The 17,245-nt window shown below is 48.6% G+C and carries 13 protein-coding genes; 7 read left to right on the forward strand and 6 right to left on the reverse strand.

What is annotated here, in order from left to right; translation table 11 throughout:
• The first annotated feature begins 1 nt into the window (after position 1).
• The 3 genes from moaA (at position 2) to moaC (ending at position 4,037) form a co-directional block, all read left to right on the forward strand.
• Entirely contained in the window at positions 2-991 is a 990-nt protein-coding gene (gene moaA, locus ACO08K_RS12265) for a GTP 3',8-cyclase MoaA (protein ID WP_421796689.1), read from the forward strand.
• A gap of 53 nt (positions 992-1,044) precedes the next feature.
• Complete coding sequence (locus ACO08K_RS12270) at positions 1,045-3,453, forward strand: FdhF/YdeP family oxidoreductase (protein ID WP_421796690.1); 2,409 nt, start codon at positions 1,045-1,047, stop codon at positions 3,451-3,453.
• A gap of 107 nt (positions 3,454-3,560) precedes the next feature.
• Positions 3,561-4,037, forward strand: a complete 477-nt coding sequence (gene moaC / locus ACO08K_RS12275; RefSeq protein ID WP_421796691.1) for a cyclic pyranopterin monophosphate synthase MoaC — start codon at positions 3,561-3,563, stop codon at positions 4,035-4,037.
• Positions 4,038-4,133: 96 nt separating this feature from the next.
• Here the strand turns inward: moaC and ACO08K_RS12280 are convergent, their stop codons facing one another.
• From ACO08K_RS12280 to ACO08K_RS12290, 3 genes are all read right to left on the reverse strand, one after another.
• Positions 4,134-5,474 (reverse strand): Nramp family divalent metal transporter, encoded by a 1,341-nt coding sequence (locus ACO08K_RS12280; protein WP_421796692.1) that lies wholly within the window; start codon positions 5,472-5,474, stop codon positions 4,134-4,136.
• Positions 5,475-5,701: 227 nt separating this feature from the next.
• Positions 5,702-6,640 (reverse strand): glycosyltransferase family 2 protein, encoded by a 939-nt coding sequence (locus ACO08K_RS12285; RefSeq protein WP_421796693.1) that lies wholly within the window; start codon positions 6,638-6,640, stop codon positions 5,702-5,704.
• Positions 6,641-6,665: 25 nt separating this feature from the next.
• Positions 6,666-8,249, reverse strand: coding sequence for an ArnT family glycosyltransferase (locus tag ACO08K_RS12290; RefSeq protein WP_421796694.1), 1,584 nt, complete (start codon positions 8,247-8,249; stop codon positions 6,666-6,668).
• 65 nt (positions 8,250-8,314) lie between these two features.
• Here ACO08K_RS12290 and ACO08K_RS12295 point away from each other — a divergent pair, with 65 nt between their 5' ends.
• Positions 8,315-8,947, forward strand: coding sequence for a M15 family metallopeptidase (locus ACO08K_RS12295; RefSeq protein WP_421796695.1), 633 nt, complete (start codon positions 8,315-8,317; stop codon positions 8,945-8,947).
• Positions 8,948-9,095: 148 nt separating this feature from the next.
• Positions 9,096-9,449: a four helix bundle protein gene (locus ACO08K_RS12300; protein WP_421796696.1), complete on the forward strand. Its 354-nt coding sequence runs from the start codon at positions 9,096-9,098 to the stop codon at positions 9,447-9,449.
• A gap of 94 nt (positions 9,450-9,543) precedes the next feature.
• Here the strand turns inward: ACO08K_RS12300 and ACO08K_RS12305 are convergent, their stop codons facing one another.
• A complete protein-coding gene (locus tag ACO08K_RS12305; RefSeq protein WP_421796697.1) occupies positions 9,544-10,350 on the reverse strand; it encodes a tetratricopeptide repeat protein in 807 nt (268 codons plus the stop codon).
• 136 nt (positions 10,351-10,486) lie between these two features.
• Here ACO08K_RS12305 and ACO08K_RS12310 point away from each other — a divergent pair, with 136 nt between their 5' ends.
• Together ACO08K_RS12310 and ACO08K_RS12315 are read left to right on the forward strand one after the other, a co-directional pair.
• Positions 10,487-11,035 carry a CopD family protein gene (locus ACO08K_RS12310; protein WP_421796698.1) on the forward strand — a complete coding sequence of 183 codons (549 nt, stop codon included), beginning with the start codon at positions 10,487-10,489 and terminating at the stop codon, positions 11,033-11,035.
• A 40-nt stretch (positions 11,036-11,075) separates the two neighbouring features.
• Entirely contained in the window at positions 11,076-11,912 is an 837-nt protein-coding gene (locus ACO08K_RS12315; RefSeq protein ID WP_421796699.1) for an alpha/beta hydrolase, read from the forward strand.
• A gap of 19 nt (positions 11,913-11,931) precedes the next feature.
• Here the strand turns inward: ACO08K_RS12315 and ACO08K_RS12320 are convergent, their stop codons facing one another.
• Positions 11,932-14,382 carry an FtsX-like permease family protein gene (locus ACO08K_RS12320; protein ID WP_421796700.1) on the reverse strand — a complete coding sequence of 817 codons (2,451 nt, stop codon included), beginning with the start codon at positions 14,380-14,382 and terminating at the stop codon, positions 11,932-11,934.
• A 424-nt stretch (positions 14,383-14,806) separates the two neighbouring features.
• Positions 14,807-17,230 carry an ABC transporter permease gene (locus tag ACO08K_RS12325; protein WP_421796701.1) on the reverse strand — a complete coding sequence of 808 codons (2,424 nt, stop codon included), beginning with the start codon at positions 17,228-17,230 and terminating at the stop codon, positions 14,807-14,809.
• Positions 17,231-17,245: the final 15 nt, after the last annotated feature.

The following is a 17,245-nucleotide window of genomic DNA, read 5'->3' on the forward strand; positions in this document are numbered from 1 at the left end:
CATGCTCTACGACAACCACGGTCGCAAAATCAATTACGTTCGCCTGGCGGTTACCGACCGCTGCAACCTGCGCTGCTTTTACTGCATGCCGGAGGAAGGCATCACCTACATAGACAAGCACGAACTCTTGTCGTACGAGGAAATGATCCGTTTGGTGCAGTTACTCGTCGATATGGGCATCGATAAAGTGCGGATTACAGGAGGGGAACCCTTTGTGCGGCGGGACATGATGGATTTTTTGCGCCACATCGGTCAAATTCCAGGCCTTCGCCAAATCAACATCACCACCAACGGCACCACCACGGCCCCCCTGGTACCCGAACTGAAAGCCATCGGCATCAAGTCGGTCAACCTCAGCATGGATACCCTGGACCCCGATCGTTTTTTTGCCATCACCCGTAGGAACGTATTCAAGGATGTGATGAATACCTTCCACGCCCTGTTGGAACACGGCATCAAAACCAAAATCAACGCGGTGGTGATGGATGGCAAAAACATCGACGACCTGATCCCCATGGCTGAACTCACCAAGGACTACCCCGTGAGTGTACGCTTCATCGAAGAAATGCCGTTTAATGGCGAAGGGAGCCATTACACCACCCTGGAATGGAACCATCGTCGGATTTTGGAACACCTGCGTGGCGCTTTTCCGAATTTGGAAAAACTGCCCGATCCGCCCAACTCAACCTCCAGCAATTACCAGGTTCCAGGTTTCAAAGGAGACATTGGCATCATCGCGGCTTACAGTCGTACCTTTTGTGGTACCTGCAACCGCATTCGGGTGACGCCACAGGGTGGTTTGAAGACCTGTTTGTACGACACGGGTGTGTTCAACGTCCGTGATTTGATGCGCGAAGGGGCCACCGACGCCCAAATTCGCGATACTTTTTTAGTTGCACTAGGGAACCGGGCCAAAGATGGTTGGGAAGCTGAAAAAAATCGTAATTTTGGCCTGCCTGTTTCGGAGTCGATGTCGACGATTGGCGGGTGATGGGCTACTAAGAATAATATTTGAGCACTAGGCGTTTCATCGCCATTTGGAACATGGAGGAAAAAACCAAAAAGAGCCGTAGCAAGAAGGTTAAGACGACAATTGTTGATTCCCCCGCTGTTGAAAGCAAAGGAAACGAAATCATCGTAGTCACTTCTACCGAAAATACTGGAGCGCAACCGCCTGAATCCTTTACGGGCATGCGCAAGCGCAAAGCAAAAACCAAGGCCGCCGGACTGAAGGGAGTGAGCACTGCACTCAACCACGCACGCAAGTACATGCGGGTAAGTGATGCGAAAAAAACCATGTTTGCCCTCAACCAAAAAGGGGGCATTGATTGCCCAGGTTGCGCCTGGCCCGACCCCGACGATGACCGCTCCCGCCTCGGCGAATACTGCGAAAATGGCATCAAAGCCATTGCCGAAGAAGCCCAGCGCAACAGCATCGGAGCTGATTTTTTTGCGCAGCACAGCATCAGTGATTTACAAGCATTATCCGATTTTGAATTGGGAAAAAAAGGGCGTTTGGCCGAGCCAATGATCCTGCGCGCCGGTTCCGACCGCTACTCCCCCATTCCCTGGAATGAGGCTTTTCAGCTGATCGGCAAAGAACTTAACGCCCTGCAATCTCCCGATGAGGCGGTTTTTTATACCTCAGGCCGCACCAGCAATGAAGCTGCGTTTTTGTACCAGCTATTCGTCCGCGAATTCGGAACCAACAACCTGCCCGATTGCTCCAACATGTGCCACGAATCTTCGGGCAAGGCCCTAAGCACAACTCTGGGCATGGGCAAAGGTTCGGTCACCCTGGAAGATTTTGACCACGCTGACCTGGTGATCATTCTAGGGCAAAACCCCGGCACCAACCACCCGCGGATGCTTTCCGCCCTGGAGCGCTGCAAAGAAAGAGGCGGCAAAATCCTGGCCATCAATCCGCTCAAAGAAGCTGGTTTGACCAATTTTGTCAATCCGCAACGCCCCATGAAAATCCTGCGCGGCGGCACCCAACTAGCCGATTTGTACCTACAAGTCAAAATCAATGGCGACGTAGCCCTGCTCAAAGCCATCATGTCTATGTTGTTGTTTCAGGAAAAACAGGAACTGGGCGATATTTTTGACATGGATTTCATCACCTCGCGCACCGAAGGCTACGAAGATTTTGCCATGCACCTGCAACAGTTCGACTTCCGAGATTTAGAGGAAGACTGTGGCATTTCCCGTGGCCAAATCCGCAAGGCGGCGCGGATGATCAAAAAATCCAAACGCATCATTGCCTGCTGGGCGATGGGTTTGACCCAACACGAAAATGGGGTCGACAACATCCGGGAAGTTGTGAACTTGCTGTTGCTCAAAGGCAGCATCGGCATTCAGGGCGGCGGCACCTGTCCCGTACGCGGGCACAGCAACGTGCAAGGCGACCGCACGATGGGCATTTGGGAAGCACCCAAAGCTGAGTTTCTGGATAAGCTGGAAGAAGTCGTAGGCATCAAGGCACCGCGCAAACACGGTTTTTCTACCGTTGACGCCATTCAGGCCATGTACAAGCGCCAGGCCAAGGTCTTTTTTGGACTGGGGGGGAATTTTATTTCCGCTACTCCCGATACCGAAGTCACCGCTCAAGCCTTGCGCAATTGCAACCTGACGGTGCATGTATCTACCAAGCTCAACCGCAGCCACCTGGTACACGGCAAACAGGCCCTCATTCTACCCTGCCTGGGTCGCACGGATACAGATGCTCAGGAAAGTGGCGAGCAGTTTGTCAGTACCGAGAATTCGATGGGCGTGGTACAAATGTCGAAAGGCATTCTCAGTCCTTGTTCGGGCGCCCTGCTCAGCGAACCTGCGATTGTAGCTAAACTAGCCAAAGCAACCTTGGGCAGCAAGTCCAAAGTGGACTGGGACCTAATGATCAGCAATTACGACCACATCCGCGATTTGATCGAAAAAGTCATTCCCGGATTTGAACAATACAACGAGCGGGTACGGGAACCGGGCGGTTTTTACCTACCCAACCCCAACCGCAATCAAGAATTCAGCACTGCCGATGGCAAGGCTCATTTTACCTGCAATCCCCTACCAAGCCACAAGCTGGAGCCCGATCAGTACCTGATGATGACCATCCGTACACACGACCAGTTCAACACGACCATCTACGGCCTGGACGATCGTTACCGGGGCATCTACCGCGAACGCCGGGTAATTCTGATGAACCCCGAGGACCTGGAAGCGGAACAACTCAAACCCGGCGATGTACTGGATTTGATTAGCGAATACGACGGTCAGCAACGCATTGCCCGCAAGTTCATCGCCGTTGCCTACGATATTCCGTCCAAGTGTGTTGCTACTTATTTTCCTGAAGCCAACGTTTTGATCCCCGTGAACCATTACGCCCGGGAGAGCAAAACGCCGATTTCGAAGTCGGTAATAATTAAAGTAAAAAAAGTTGAGGAGTTGAGAAGTTGAGGAGTTTGGCTACCGCAGTAATTTTGACAATGTACTTGTCTAAGCCGCTGCGGCAGCCAAACTCCTCAACTCCTCAACTCCAACTCCTCAACTCCTCAACTCCTCATATGCCTTCATTCACCCATCTCGACGCATCCGGCAACCCCTCCATGGTAGATGTAGGCGAAAAAGCCGCTACCAAACGCCTGGCCCGCGCCCGTGCCATCATGGTGTTGGGTGATGAGATCATGGATCGTTTGGAAAAAGAAGAAATCCACACCAAAAAGGGGCCAGTGTTCCAGACAGCCATCATTGCTGGAGTCATGGCCGCCAAAAAAACGGGCGAGCTCATTCCCCTTTGCCACCCAGTGGGTATGGAAAACTGCCAGATTCACATTCAGGTAAATGAACAACGGGAGGTGATCATCGATTGTACCGCCTCCGTTACGGCTAAAACCGGGATCGAAATGGAGGCACTGACTGGTGCCAGCATTGCCGCCCTCACCGTATACGACATGTGCAAGGCTTTTTCCCACGACATCCTGATTAAGGAAATCAAGTTGATGGAAAAGACTGGAGGGAAAAAAGATTTTAAACGCGAGTAATCCAACGTAACCAACACGAAGCCTTGTCAACGTCTAACTTTGTGGCCTCTGTGCCCCTCTATTTTTTTCTTTGTGCTTAAAAAAATGCCGCTTTAGCTATTCAGTTCCTTGTGTTTCAGCTCCCTTCTTCCCAAAAACCCTCACTCCCAAATACACCAAAACCAGCAAGGTAACTCCCAACATCCCCCAAATCGGCTCCATCGCCTCCTTTGGCAAAAACTGCCCCACCTCATTGATCGCCCGCCAAATGTTATTCAGCCCCAAAAAGCAAGTCACCCCCACAATGAACAAAGTGAAAAAATTAGACCAAAACCCATTCGCATAAGCTGCACCCAGCAGTACTTTATCGTTGGCCGCAAAAAGCAGAGCAATCGTCACCACCGGCAACAAAACCCCATTGATGGCCTGCGCCAAAATGATCGCAGGAATTGGACGAATCCCGATGATGCTAAAAATGGTACCCACCAGCAACACTGCGCCCCAAACCAGTTTAAAGTTGGAAGATTTGGCCGACCAATCCCGGCCATTGCCCTCACTGCTGAACATACTTTGGGCCGTAATGGCGGCGGCAAGTGGTGCAGTAATTGCGGAACTAAAACCTGCTGCAAACAAGCCCAGGCCAAACAACAACACCCCCATTCCGCCTAACTTACCATTCAACGCCGTAGCTAAAGCCTCGTAAGAATACGTACCCGTAACCAACATACCGGCTGCCAGGATTGCAATCGAAATCAGGCCCCCAATCGTCACGGCTATCGCTATTCCCCAACGCATTTCCGACAAACTCTGGTTTTGCCCAATGCTGGAACCCAAAAACAAATTATAAGGCACAATGGTCGTCCCAATCAACCCAATGATCAGCAAGCCCGAACCATCTGGCACACTGGGCCAAACCAGGTTTTGCGCCCACTCTCCTACACTTGCCGGGATTTGAACTGCTACATACATAAAGGCAATGCCCATCACGGCCACCATGATGCCGAGTGCACGCGATAAAATCTGGAAGTTGTTGACCCACAACAGAGCCGCACAACCCACTGCCAAAATCAGAGTGAGCACCTCACGGGATAAGCCTGGAATGAACAATAAAGCACCAGAGATGGCCCCCAATAAGTTCCCGGTTTGGTACGCCGCACAACCAAAAGCAACTGCGATGAACAAGGCCCATTTGATGTTGCGCCCACGGTTTCCAGCGTATTTCAAGGCAATGATTTGCCCCAGGTTTTTGCCCGAAGCAATCGTCATCCGCGCAGCAGTTTCTTGTAAAATGATGGCCGCGATGGTGGAAAAAGTCAATGCCCACAACAATTGCAGGCGATAAGCCGCACCAGCCTGTGAACAAGTGGTGACAGTGCCCGGACCAATGAAGGCAGCAGAAAGTACCGACCAGAGTAGGACGGAGGAAAAGCCTTGGCTGAAGGAAATGCGTTTAGACATGAGGGCTGAAGGTTTTTAGGTTTGTCGACTGACTATAAGTTTTTCGAAGTTGATGCTACAAAAAGTTATACACACCGATCAGTTCTAATATTAGGCGCTGGCGCTGGAACAAGTCTCTGACGTGTGTTTTCTCAGTATTTTCGCGTTGCTCATGCGTCTGGAGACGCGAAAATGTTGGTACAAGTCTGGAGACTTGTACCAGCACCAGGACTTATACCAGCTAAGCCCTAAAATCCCTTCACCCTTCTAACCTTGTATGGTTTTTTCTGTTGCGACTCAAAATACGTTCGCATTTGGATTTCTACTACTATTCCAATGGTAATAAATTGGATACCGCCAAAAAGCAGCATCATGCCCAAGATGATGAGCGGGCGTCCCCAGATGTCTTCCCCCATCAGTTTGAGCACCAGCAGGTACAAATTGATCAATAACCCACTCACAAACAAAATCACCCCAGCGTTGCCGAAGAGGTGCATGGGCTTTTGCATGTATTTTTTAAAAAAGAGCATCAACAGCAAATCGCTGATGACTTTGAAGGTGCGGCTGAGTCCGTATTTGGATTTGCCAAACTGCCGGGCATGGTGCTTCACATCCACCTGGGTGAGCCGTGCGCCTTCGAGGTGGGCGAGCACAGGTACAAAGCGGTGCAGCTCACCATAGAGTCCTAAGTCTTTGGCTAGGTCAGCCTTCAACACCTTCAATGCACAGCCGTAATCTTTGAGGTGCACATCTGTCGTACTGCGGATGATGTAGTTGGCAATGCGGCTGGGGATTTTACGCAAAACCATGCCGTCCTGGCGATTGGCGCGGTTGCCGGCCACCATATCAAAACCTTCTTCTTCGGCAATTTTGAGCATGCGGGGCAGGTCACTGGGGTCATTTTGCAAGTCGCCGTCCATCGTCGCGATGTATTCACCCTGGGCATAGTCGATGCCAGCCATGAGGGCCAAACTTTGGCCATAGTTCTTTTTCAGCTCCACCACCCTCAGGCGAGGGTGCTCCACACTGTACAACTCCTTGAGGGTATTGTCCTTGGAGCCATCATCCACAAAAACCATTTCATATTCATATCCCTCCAGTGCTTCAGCAATGCGCTGAATCTGCGGCTTGATGTTTTCTTCTTCGTTGTAGACACAAACGACAACTGACAGTTTGATTGTTGACATGATCCTTAATTGAATGCTCGTTGAACTAGTGTTTAGTCTTTAAAGTTCCAATGATAAAATGCCGGTGGCCATGGCGCACTTTGAGCTCCGATACCGAATCTACTGCATCAAAATAGCGCGCAGGGTCTACGATGTATAAGGCCTTGGGGTCCATTTTTTCCATTTTTACCGGAATGATTTTGCCCCGGGTATTGGTCAGGTAAATGGAGTTGGTCCATTGCATCCCCGTTTTGCGGTAAACATACAAGTCCTGATCGCGGAAACGTTCGCCTGCTTCAATCGAAGACTTCCGGCAAGCATCGCCGTAATCGTTGGCATTGCGATTGGGCAACACAAACCAGTTGAAACCAATCCGCCCCACCAACAATAGCATGGCGATGATCAACAAACGCTGCGGCTTCCAATAGCGATACAAGTAAGCAAGCCCTCCCGCCAGGAGCAGCAACACACCCGACTTAAGATACAAATAAGGGGTGCTTTGGGTTTGAGGTAAAACCATGGGAATAATTGGGGTCAAAACCATCAGCGTTACTGATATTGCCATAAATCCGTTCACCACCTTGGCTGCCCAGGGCTGTTGCACAACTGCATTTTGGTGCAAATGCAAAAAAATGCCAAACAGCAGCGGGCAAAACATCAGCAAATAACGTGGGTACACCTCCACCGATGCCCAATAGACCCAAATGTTTGCCAAAAAGATCAAGGCGCAGTAGACCATAAAACTATCCTGCTTCAACACCTTCCAAAGGTCTCGGCGCAACAAATACACAATCATGATCGACCAGGGGATAAAATGATACACCATTTCAAAGGGGAAGGTAAAAAGATGCAGAAAGGTTCTCCACCAGCCAAATTGCACAGCAGTCCGCTTGGATGATTCAGTGAACAGCGTTTGAAAGACCGTATCCAATCCATTGTACTGTACATATACGGCATAATATGCACCCACTATCACCACAAAAACCATTCCCCCGAGGATGTGCTGCCAATAAAACAGACGCTTGAATTCTTTTTGGTAAATGAAGTAAGCCAGCAAGGTAAAACCCTGAAAAACCACCGCTGGCAAGCCCTTGAGCATAAAGCCCAAAGCCGTACACAGGTAGGACAGAGCAAATAGCCACAACCAATTGCGTCGCTGAAATTGCTGGTAAATGACCATAAACTGCACAAAAACCAGCCAGGAAAAGGTAATATCGATCAACCCCAACAAGGAGTCCCAAAACAAAATCCGCCCACAAGTGATCAGGGTCATGGCCAGCACAAAGGCGGTGTAAGAGCCATACTGCTTGCGAAAACTGTAAAAAACGGTCGCCGCAAAACCCAACAAACTCACCAGGGTTGGAATGCGCGCATTAAATTCGTTAATTTGCCCCAAAAGCTGGAAATAGCCCAACAACATCCAGTTGTACAAAGGCGGTTTGTTGTAATAGAACTCGCCGTGTAGGGTCGGAGTGATGTAGTTGCCGGAGAGTTTCATTTCCAGTGCCACCAGGGTACGAATTCCCTCATCATCGATGAAGGTCATCAGGCCCAGGTTAATCAGCAAGGCTGGAAACAACAATAAAATACTCAGGACGTACAGCAGTTTATTGCGTTGTTGGTCGTTCATTCAGTGCGCGGGTAAATTGAAGGCGCAAAAATAAGCTAAATTCAATGAATTCTAAAATTTTGATAATGAGGAAGCTACAATTCTTGTTCACAATCCTTAGCTTTTTTGCTAGCCCATCAGTATCAATACTTTCGGCTCAAACGACCAATCCAGATGCCGATTGGGTCGACCTGCTCACGGTGGCCCCTGATGTGGTGCTCGACATTCGCTACGCTACGACCAATAATTTCATGTCCGAAAAAGTCTATGATTGCGGCGAGTGTTACTTGCGCAAAGAAGTATCGGACGCGATTTCGCGGGTACACAAACGACTCAAAGCCCAGGGCTACGGCGGCCTCAAAATGTTCGACTGCTATCGCCCTCATTCAGCTCAATGGAAATTGTGGAAAAAAGTACCGAACCCGCAGTACGTTGCTGACCCACGTAAAGGCTCCATGCACAATCGGGGCTCCGCAGTGGATTTAACGGTGGTAGACAAAAACGGGAAAGAGCTGGACATGGGCACGGGCTATGATGTTTTTGACAAAAAAGCCTACATCGATTACACGGGGCATCCCGCCAACATCAACAACAACCGCAAGGTACTTCAGGACGCGATGATCGCCGAGGGATTTCGGACGACAAGAACGGAATGGTGGCATTTTTCGTACACGAAAAAATCGTATCCGATTTCCAATTATCAATGGAAATGTGAATAAAATGACGAATTTCCCGAATGACGAATGACGAATTGGGAGCGTTGCCTCTAATGTTAGGAGTAACGCGCCCAATTCGTCATTCGTCATTCGAAAAATTCGTCATTAAATTCGTTCAGCATTTATAAAGTGTTCCCCAAAAGTTCCCCCAATGGACATCGAACAATTAAAAAATCGCATTAAAGAATTTGCAATTCAAATCATTTTGTTTGCCAGAGAGTTACCAACAGGTACTGAGTATAAAATTATCCAAGGGCAAATCATCCGCTCGGCTAGCTCCACTGGAGCGAATTATCGAGCTGCATGTAGGGCAAAATCCCCGGCAGATTTCATCAACAAAATGAAAATTGTAGAAGAGGAATTAGACGAAACCATGTACTGGCTTGAAATCTTGGCAAGTTTATACCCAAATTGCAAAAATCAACTCACTCCAGTTTGGAAAGAAGCTAATGAACTGCTAGCAATAACCGTCGCGTCGATAAAAAAGGTAAGAAGCAATAAGTAATGACGAATTTCCCGAATGACGAATTGGGAGCGTTGCCTCTAATATTTAGGGGCAACGCTCCCAATTCGTCATTCGTCATTCGAAAAATTCGTCATTAATACAACGCCATATCAAACCGCTTCCGGTACTTCACCGTCAGCGGATTTTGCACACCCCAGGTGCGGAACAGTGCAATGGCCGTTTTGCGAGGCTGGTCGTTGTTGAACGTTTTATCGATCATCACCGCTTCGATGATTTTTTTGATGGCTCCTTCATAATCAACCGCCAAAGCCAGTTCCTGCGCTTCGCCCATGGCTACTGCAGCTGGAGATACATCAGAAGGGACACTTTGAATCCAGTCGGCGATGGTGCGGATATCGGCAGCGGCTTCCGCCAATTCGTGATCGAGGGTGATGTCGTGAACAAGTTGACGGGCGGTAGCCGGGTCAGGAATCGCCAGTTGTTTGGCCAGGGTAATGCGGGCAATCAGGATTTCCGGATTTTCTTCCACCACTTCCACCAACGCTTCGAGTGCTCCGGGGTAACCTGCTTCCACTGCTTCGATGAGGGCGCTCAAGTCCTCTTGTCCTTCCTCCACCTCTTCTGCCTCGGCGATTTGAGGCAGGTGAGTATCCAACCATTTTTGGATTTGGGCGCGCGGAATTGCTCCCGAAAACTCGGCAATAATTTTGCCTTCAAAAACCATTTTAACAGCAGGAATACCTTTGATTCCAAAGGCTTGCGCCATTTCAGGATATTCCTCGGTATCTATTTTGATCAACGCCCAGCGATCCGCTTGCTCTGCTGCCATTTCTTCAATGACAGGGCCTAAAACCCGGCAAGGGCCACACCATTCAGCCCAAAAATCAATGACTACGGGGATGCTGTAACTGCGCTCGATTACGTCTTTTTGAAAGTCCATCGGGAGTGTCTGATTATTTGCGGGCAATTTAGATCAATTTATGATTGGATATTGTATCACAAATCACTAATTTTCGTGAAATTCATCACACTTGTCGCCGGGCATAGCCTCAGCGCTGGTTCTTAGACCCTTTTCCATGTTGTTTTTGTTCAAATCTTTACACATTGTTGGTTTTGTAGCCTGGTTTGCCGGTTTGTTTTACCTGGTGCGCATGTTTGTGTACCACCGCGAAGCCCACGATGAAGTCCAACCCAAACGTGACATCCTCACCCAGCAATTCAAACTTATGGAGTGGCGGGTTTACAAGATCATTTGTAATCCGGCGATGATGCTGACCTGGATTTGTGGTCTGGCGATGATCTTTCTATACGGTTGGGAATGGTTCAAAGTCAATTCCTGGTTGCACATCAAACTCGTACTACTTTTGGGCCTGACCTATTACCACCTTTGGTGCAAAAAAATGATTGTCAAGTTAGAAAAAGGCGACTTCAGCATGAGTTCTCATCGTTGGCGTTTGCTCAATGAAGTGCCAACCGTCTTTTTGCTGGCGATTGTGCTCTTGGCTGTTTATCGCAATGCCCTGGATTTTGCCTATGCGCTGGCGGGAATCATGGGCTTCATGATATTGTTGATGATGGGGGTAAGGGCGTATAGAAAGGCGAGGGAGCGGAATCCGAATATTTAAAAACCAGTGGGCGCCCACAAAGGGGCACCCATACAGGCATATGTTGTTATCACCATTTTTTTGGGCGAATGTTTTGTTTTGGCCTGCCGTGATTTACGGGGGGCTCTGCCTGTTCTTTTATTTTTTCCAGGACTATTTTTTCTTTCGCCCGGAGATGTTGCCCAAAAACTTTGAATACCGCTATCCCTTCCCTTTCACCGAACATACATTTGAAATGGAGGATGGCGGAGTGATCAATGCCCTGCAATTCAAGGTACCCAATTCGCAAGGTGTCGTTTTTTACCTCAAAGGCAACTCGCGCAGCCTCAAAGGATGGGGAAAATTCGCCAAAGACTTTGTCAGCAAGGGCTACGATTTTTTCATGATTGATTACCGGGGTTTTGGCAAAAGTAAGGGCCGCCGCACCGAAAGTATCCTGCTAAACGATGCCCAAACGGTGTACAAATGGCTGAGCAAGGAGTACCCCGAGGAACAAATCGTCGTTTATGGTCGCTCCCTCGGCAGTGGGATTGGGGCCAGATTGGCATCCTGGAACGACCCCCGAATGTTGATTCTGGACTCACCTTATTTCAGCTTTTACCACCAAATTCGCCAGTACGGATGGTGGTTGCCCTTGCGCTATTTGTTGCGCTACCATTTGCGCACCGACCAATTTCTCAAAAAAGTAAGCTGTCCGATTTACATCATCCACGGCAATAAAGATCGCCTGATTTCTTATGCCCAGGGCAAACGCCTGCACGAAATTAGCGCCGACCGCAGCACCCTCATCACCATCGAAGGCGGCGGGCACAACAATTTGCCCAATTTTCCGGAGTACCACGAGCACTTGTACGATATTCTCAACGAGCAGGAGGCACTGGTCATGTATACGAAGTAAGGGCTTTAAAATGTTGCCTTCATTCACTTTTGAGGCTCTTCACCGGATTCATCGTAGCAGCCCGAATCGACTGGCCTGCCACTGTCAAAAAAGCCACGGCCATGGCTACAACCCCTACTCCCGCGAACACTTCCCAACGCACGCTGATGTGATAGGCAAAATCAGCGAGCCATTGTTGCATGGCGTAATAGGCGATCGGCGAAGCAATCAGTAGCGCAATCAGGACCAGGGCCAGGAATTCTTTGGTCAATAAGCCAGTAATGCCGGCTACACTGGCGCCCAATACTTTGCGGATGCCAATTTCTTTCGTGCGTTGTTGCGCCGCAAAAGTGGCCAAACCGTACAATCCCAAACAGGAAATGACAACGGCCAATAGGGCGAAAATTTTGAATAGGGTAAACAAGCGCGTTTCTGCTTTGTAAAAATTATCGATTTGTTCGTCCAGAAATTTGTAATCAAAAATCTGATCTGGGAAACTGGTTTTCCAGGCTTTTTCAATCGCTGCAATGGTTTGTGGAATGTTGTTGTTGGCCTCAATTTTGATCCCCGCCAGGCTATAATAATCGGAGACTTGAGTCATCAAAATGGGTTTGATGGCATTGTGCAGGGAAGTGGCATTAAAATCGGCTACCACACCCACAATGCGCGCATTGCCTGAATTCATACCAAACCAGAATTTTTTATTCAAGGCGTCTTCTGCCGAAGCAAATCCCAGCGATTGGACACTCTTTTGATTGATCACTACATTAAAAACTTGCTGCTCGTTGGGCAGTTTTCGCGAAATCAAATTGGTATCCGCAGACTCTAAAAACCTCCCTGCTACCAATTTCAGGTTGTACAAATCCCGGAACTGGGGATCGGCCAAAATCAGAGTCACCTCTTGCCTTTGGGGGTCATCGCCGTTGGTCAAACTCATCATGGTGCCCCAATGGCCTTCCGCAGCCGGGGTAGAGGTGGAGAAACTGACGTTTTTGATGGCTGTTACCTCATTCAATTTTGAGCGGAACAGCGCAGCTTTATCCATTTGAGGAAGACTGACGGTGACCACATTGTCGTGGTCAAATCCTAAATTTTTACTCCGCAAATAATTCACCTGCTGTGCCATCAATGCCACGGCAACCAGCAAAATGATAGAAATGCTAAACTGCGTAACCACCAAGCCCTTGCGCAACCAGGTAGAACGATGATCTCCTGCCACCTGGCTTCCTGTTTTGAGTACATCTACCGGATTGAACCGGGTGAGTATCCAGGCGGGGTACAAGCCTGCCAATAAACCAGTAAGGGCAATGCCCAGCAACAAGGCTGTAATCAAGGCTGGATTTTGTATAAAGTTATAATCAATCTGCTTCTCCATCAAGGTGTTGATCAATGGCATGCATACATAACTTACGCCCAAGGCCAATACCCCTGAGGCAAATGCCAGTACCCAGGCTTCGACCATAAATTGCCGGATCAGCAGCATCCGTCCTGCGCCCAGGGCTTTGGATACGCCAATTTCCCGGGTACGGGTGAGCGCCTGAGCGGTAGATAAGTTGATGAAATTGATACAGGCCAAAATCAACACCGCCAAACCAATGATTCCAAATACCCACAACCAGTTGGCGTTGACGGCTTGCACCCACTGCCCACCACCAGCGTAAGTGGAATTGAAGTGAATGTCGTGCAGGGGCTGCGCGTCAAAATCAGTGCGGGAACCGGGCCGACTTTCCTGCTTATTGATGTACTTATCAGCAATGGCTTTCAAGCGGACGTTGAGGTCAGCCAATGTGGTGCTGGCTGGCAATACGATATAAGTGGAGGTCCCCATTACAAAGGTCCAACTCGTTACGCTGTTTTGCATGAATTTTTCATCCTTAAAAAAGGACATCACCATGGTGGCGTTCATGTGGGTATTGGCGGGAAAGTCTTCGATGATTCCCGCTACGGTGATGTCAAATTCATTGCGGAATTTGAAACTTTTCCCGATCGGATTTTCTTCGCCGTAAAACTTTTTGGCGGTAGAACGTGTCAATAGGGCTTGATAAGGCTTGCGCAGCGCGGCAAAAGCATCGCCTTGCACGGGTTTGATGTCAAATACATTGAGCATGTCCGGCTCGGCCAACATGATGTTTTTCTGGGCAAAACGGCGTTGGGGATTGATTTCCACCACTGCCTCGCCTATGGGGTGCCATTGGGCTACAAATTCCAGACCGGGCACTTCCTCGCGCAAGGCATCGCCCAAAGGAACGGGCGTGGAGAAATGAGGACTTTTATTGCCGTTGTCGGTCCATACCGTGTTGATGCGGTAAATCTGATCCGCTTTGGCGTGATAGGCATCAAAGCTCAATTCATGGCGCAAAAACAGTCCGATCATCAAACAAACCGACATACCAATGGTCAGCCCGGCGATGTGTAAGCTGGTATTGAGCCGCTGACGAGACAAACGGCGTAGGGTGAGGCGTAGGGCATTTTTGAGTTGATCTGTCCACATGGTTTTCCAATTTTAGCAACCATTCCTCGATGATCCGAGGGACTTCAGTTGGGTATAGATAAAGTACGACAAGTTTCGTACCAATTATGCAGTTGTTTGTTGGCCAGCGATTTAGAAGAAAATAGGCGTTGTGAAAATGTTCAAAATTGGACAGGGGGTGTTCGGAGGTGGGATAACAGTTCGTCATCCCGAATTTTTTCATAAAGACTACCAAAGCGACATTTTTTTATCACAAAGGAAAAAAAGAGGCACAGAGGACACAAAGCGAAGCGTCATCTACGTCTAACTTTGTGTCCTCTGTGCCTCTTTTTTTCCTTTGTGATAATTATGTCGTTTGTGAATAATTTTGAAAAATCGGGACGACTCATGTTAACACTACAACCCAATCCCCTTTAGCGAATCTTTTCTGGTTAATTTTTCAAACTCACTCACTCCGCAAACTCTCCACCGGATTTGCCAGCGCTGCCTTCACACTTTGGAACCCAATCGTCACCAAAGCCAGCAACAGCGCCAACCCTCCAGCCAGGGCAAAAACCCACCACTGCACGGGTGTGCGATAAGCAAAATCGGCCAACCATTGGTTCATGAAATAATAAGCGATGGGCGAAGCAATGACGATGGCGACAAAGACCAGCTTGAGAAAATCCTTCGTCAACAAACTGCTGATGCTGCCCACACTGGCACCCAATACCTTGCGGATGCCAATTTCCTTGGTGCGTGATTCCACCGTGAAAACCGTCAGGCCAAACAAACCCATGCAGGCAATCAGGATCGCCAGGATAGAAGCTGCACTAAAAATTTTACCAAACTGCGCCTCTACTTTGTACTGCTTGTTGAACAATTCGTCTACGAACAAGTATTCGAAGGGGTTGCCGACGAAGTATTTTTTGTAAATTTTTTCCAGCTTGGCCAATTTTGCCGGGAGATTGTCGGTGCTCAGTTTGATGGTGAGGTCGTTGACCTGGGCAGGATAAAAAATCATCGGGCCGATGGCTTTTTGTAAACCTTCGTGGTGGTAATCCTTCACTACACCGATCACTTGCAGTTTGCGCTCATCCCAGGTGATTTTGGTAGTCAAAGCATCTTTTACGTCTTCAAAACCCAGGGCTTTAGCCGCTTTTTCGTTCAGGATCACTTTGTCGTTATCGTTCCATTCTACATCAGTTTCTATCGCGGTAAAGTTCCGGCCAGCTTTGAGTGGGATTTTGAAGGTAGGCAAATAGTTCTCGCCAATAATGGCAAAGGCAAAAGATTGGGTTTCGGTGCCCTTTTTTGATTTGGGCGAACTAAAGCCATCGGTAGCAAAATTGTAGCCTCGCCCGGGGCCACTGCCCGAGGTGCAAAAGCCTTCTACAAAGCTTTGTTGAGCTATTTCGTCTTGATAGGCTGCGCTGCGCTGTTTGTAGGTCTCATCCAGGTTCAATTGAGGAGCAGGAATCAGCACCAGTTGTTTGCTATCGAAACCCAGATTGGCCTGTTGCATGAACTTCAGTTGTTTGAATACCAACATGGTGCTGATGATCAGGGCAACAGAGATGCTAAACTGAATGACTACCAAAGATTTACGCAGGAAAACACCGGAGCTGGTTTTGGCCAATTTGCCTTTTAAGGTATCCACTGGTTTGAATCGCGCCAAAACCAGGGCAATGTAAACGCCAGATACCACTGAACTCAAAAGCAGCAAACCTACACCCAAAGCCCAAACCGGATTGAGAAACAAAGTCTGTAAGCTGAGGGTCTTTTCAAAAAGCTGGTTGAACAATGGCTGCAAAAGTACCACCAGTACAATGGCCAGCACAAAGGCAGAAAGATTGACCAACACAGACTCCACCAGAAACAAGCCCAATAAATTCTGCTGGCTCGCACCAATTGCCTTGCGCACCCCTACTTCATTGGCGCGTTTGATGGAGTTAGCGGTATTCAGGTTGATGTAGTTGAACCAGGCGATCAGCAAAATCAGGAAAGCAATGCCCATCAGCATCAATACGTAGCGATAGTTGCCAGTGTGTTGCAGGTTATCCTGAGCTGATTTGGCCAGGTGTACTTCGGCCAGGGGCTGCAGCCTAAACACGGTAGCGTCTTTTTCACTTTGGATTTCCCTGCGTAGTGCTGTAAGCTTCTTTTCCAAAGCCTTCAGGTTGGTATTAGGGCTGAGTTCAAACAGCATGTTGATGTACTGATTGTCCAGATTGCTCAGGTCTGCCCAAAAATTCCCGTTGAGGTTCTCCTTGTTTTTCAGGGTCTCCAGCGAAAATACCATGTCGTAGCGGATATCCGAATTGTCCTTCATGTCTTCGTATACCCCTTTTACCACGTACACATGGTTGCCAAATTGGTTGTTCAGTTTCAGGGTCTGTTCCAGTGGGCTTTCTTCTCCGAAGTATTTTTTGGCCATCGAGGCGGAAATAAAAGCTGCATCGGGTTGATTCAAGTCTTTGGCTTGACCTGCTACGAGCGGAAAGCTGAAGAAATCAAAAAAATTGCCTTCTACATAGCTCAGGCTTTCTTCGCGGAAGGAGAGATTTTTGAGCTGGTTTTGCACTACACCTTGGGTAATCCCATCTGAAAAACGGCAATAAGATTTGATTTCTGGCAACCGCGATTTGGCTACTTCCGCCCAGCCAGGTTCCACCTGTGGCCAGTTTTCACCTTGCGCATTTTGGCACATCATCCGGGCCAGATTGGGCAATTTGGCGTGAAATTGGTTCACACTTTTTTCCAAACTGACGTATTCCAGAATGAACAAAAACGCGGTGATACCCATCGCCAGTCCAGCGATGTTGATGGTGGCGTAGATTTTATTCTTGCTAAGGTTGCGCAGGGCAACTGTAAGGTAGTTTCTAAACATGACTATGTTATTTTG

The organism is Haliscomenobacter sp. (assembly GCF_965225875.1).
In the GTDB taxonomy this organism is placed as follows: Bacteria; Bacteroidota; Bacteroidia; order Chitinophagales; family Saprospiraceae; genus Haliscomenobacter.

What these genes read in the sequence shown, in the direction of transcription:
- ACO08K_RS12285 (WP_421796693.1), bottom strand. Translation starts at nt 6,640, where the DNA reads ATGTCAACAATCAAACTGTCAGTTGTCGTTTGTGTCTACAACGAAGAA.
- moaC (WP_421796691.1), top strand. Translation starts at nt 3,561, where the DNA reads ATGCCTTCATTCACCCATCTCGACGCATCCGGCAACCCCTCCATGGTA.
- ACO08K_RS12300 (WP_421796696.1), top strand. Translation starts at nt 9,096, where the DNA reads ATGGACATCGAACAATTAAAAAATCGCATTAAAGAATTTGCAATTCAA.
- ACO08K_RS12295 (WP_421796695.1), top strand. Translation starts at nt 8,315, where the DNA reads ATGAGGAAGCTACAATTCTTGTTCACAATCCTTAGCTTTTTTGCTAGC.
- ACO08K_RS12320 (WP_421796700.1), bottom strand. Translation starts at nt 14,382, where the DNA reads ATGTGGACAGATCAACTCAAAAATGCCCTACGCCTCACCCTACGCCGT.
- ACO08K_RS12290 (WP_421796694.1), bottom strand. Translation starts at nt 8,249, where the DNA reads ATGAACGACCAACAACGCAATAAACTGCTGTACGTCCTGAGTATTTTA.
- ACO08K_RS12325 (WP_421796701.1), bottom strand. Translation starts at nt 17,230, where the DNA reads ATGTTTAGAAACTACCTTACAGTTGCCCTGCGCAACCTTAGCAAGAAT.
- ACO08K_RS12280 (WP_421796692.1), bottom strand. Translation starts at nt 5,474, where the DNA reads ATGTCTAAACGCATTTCCTTCAGCCAAGGCTTTTCCTCCGTCCTACTC.
- ACO08K_RS12305 (WP_421796697.1), bottom strand. Translation starts at nt 10,350, where the DNA reads ATGGACTTTCAAAAAGACGTAATCGAGCGCAGTTACAGCATCCCCGTA.
- ACO08K_RS12270 (WP_421796690.1), top strand. Translation starts at nt 1,045, where the DNA reads ATGGAGGAAAAAACCAAAAAGAGCCGTAGCAAGAAGGTTAAGACGACA.
- ACO08K_RS12310 (WP_421796698.1), top strand. Translation starts at nt 10,487, where the DNA reads ATGTTGTTTTTGTTCAAATCTTTACACATTGTTGGTTTTGTAGCCTGG.
- ACO08K_RS12315 (WP_421796699.1), top strand. Translation starts at nt 11,076, where the DNA reads ATGTTGTTATCACCATTTTTTTGGGCGAATGTTTTGTTTTGGCCTGCC.
- moaA (WP_421796689.1), top strand. Translation starts at nt 2, where the DNA reads ATGCTCTACGACAACCACGGTCGCAAAATCAATTACGTTCGCCTGGCG.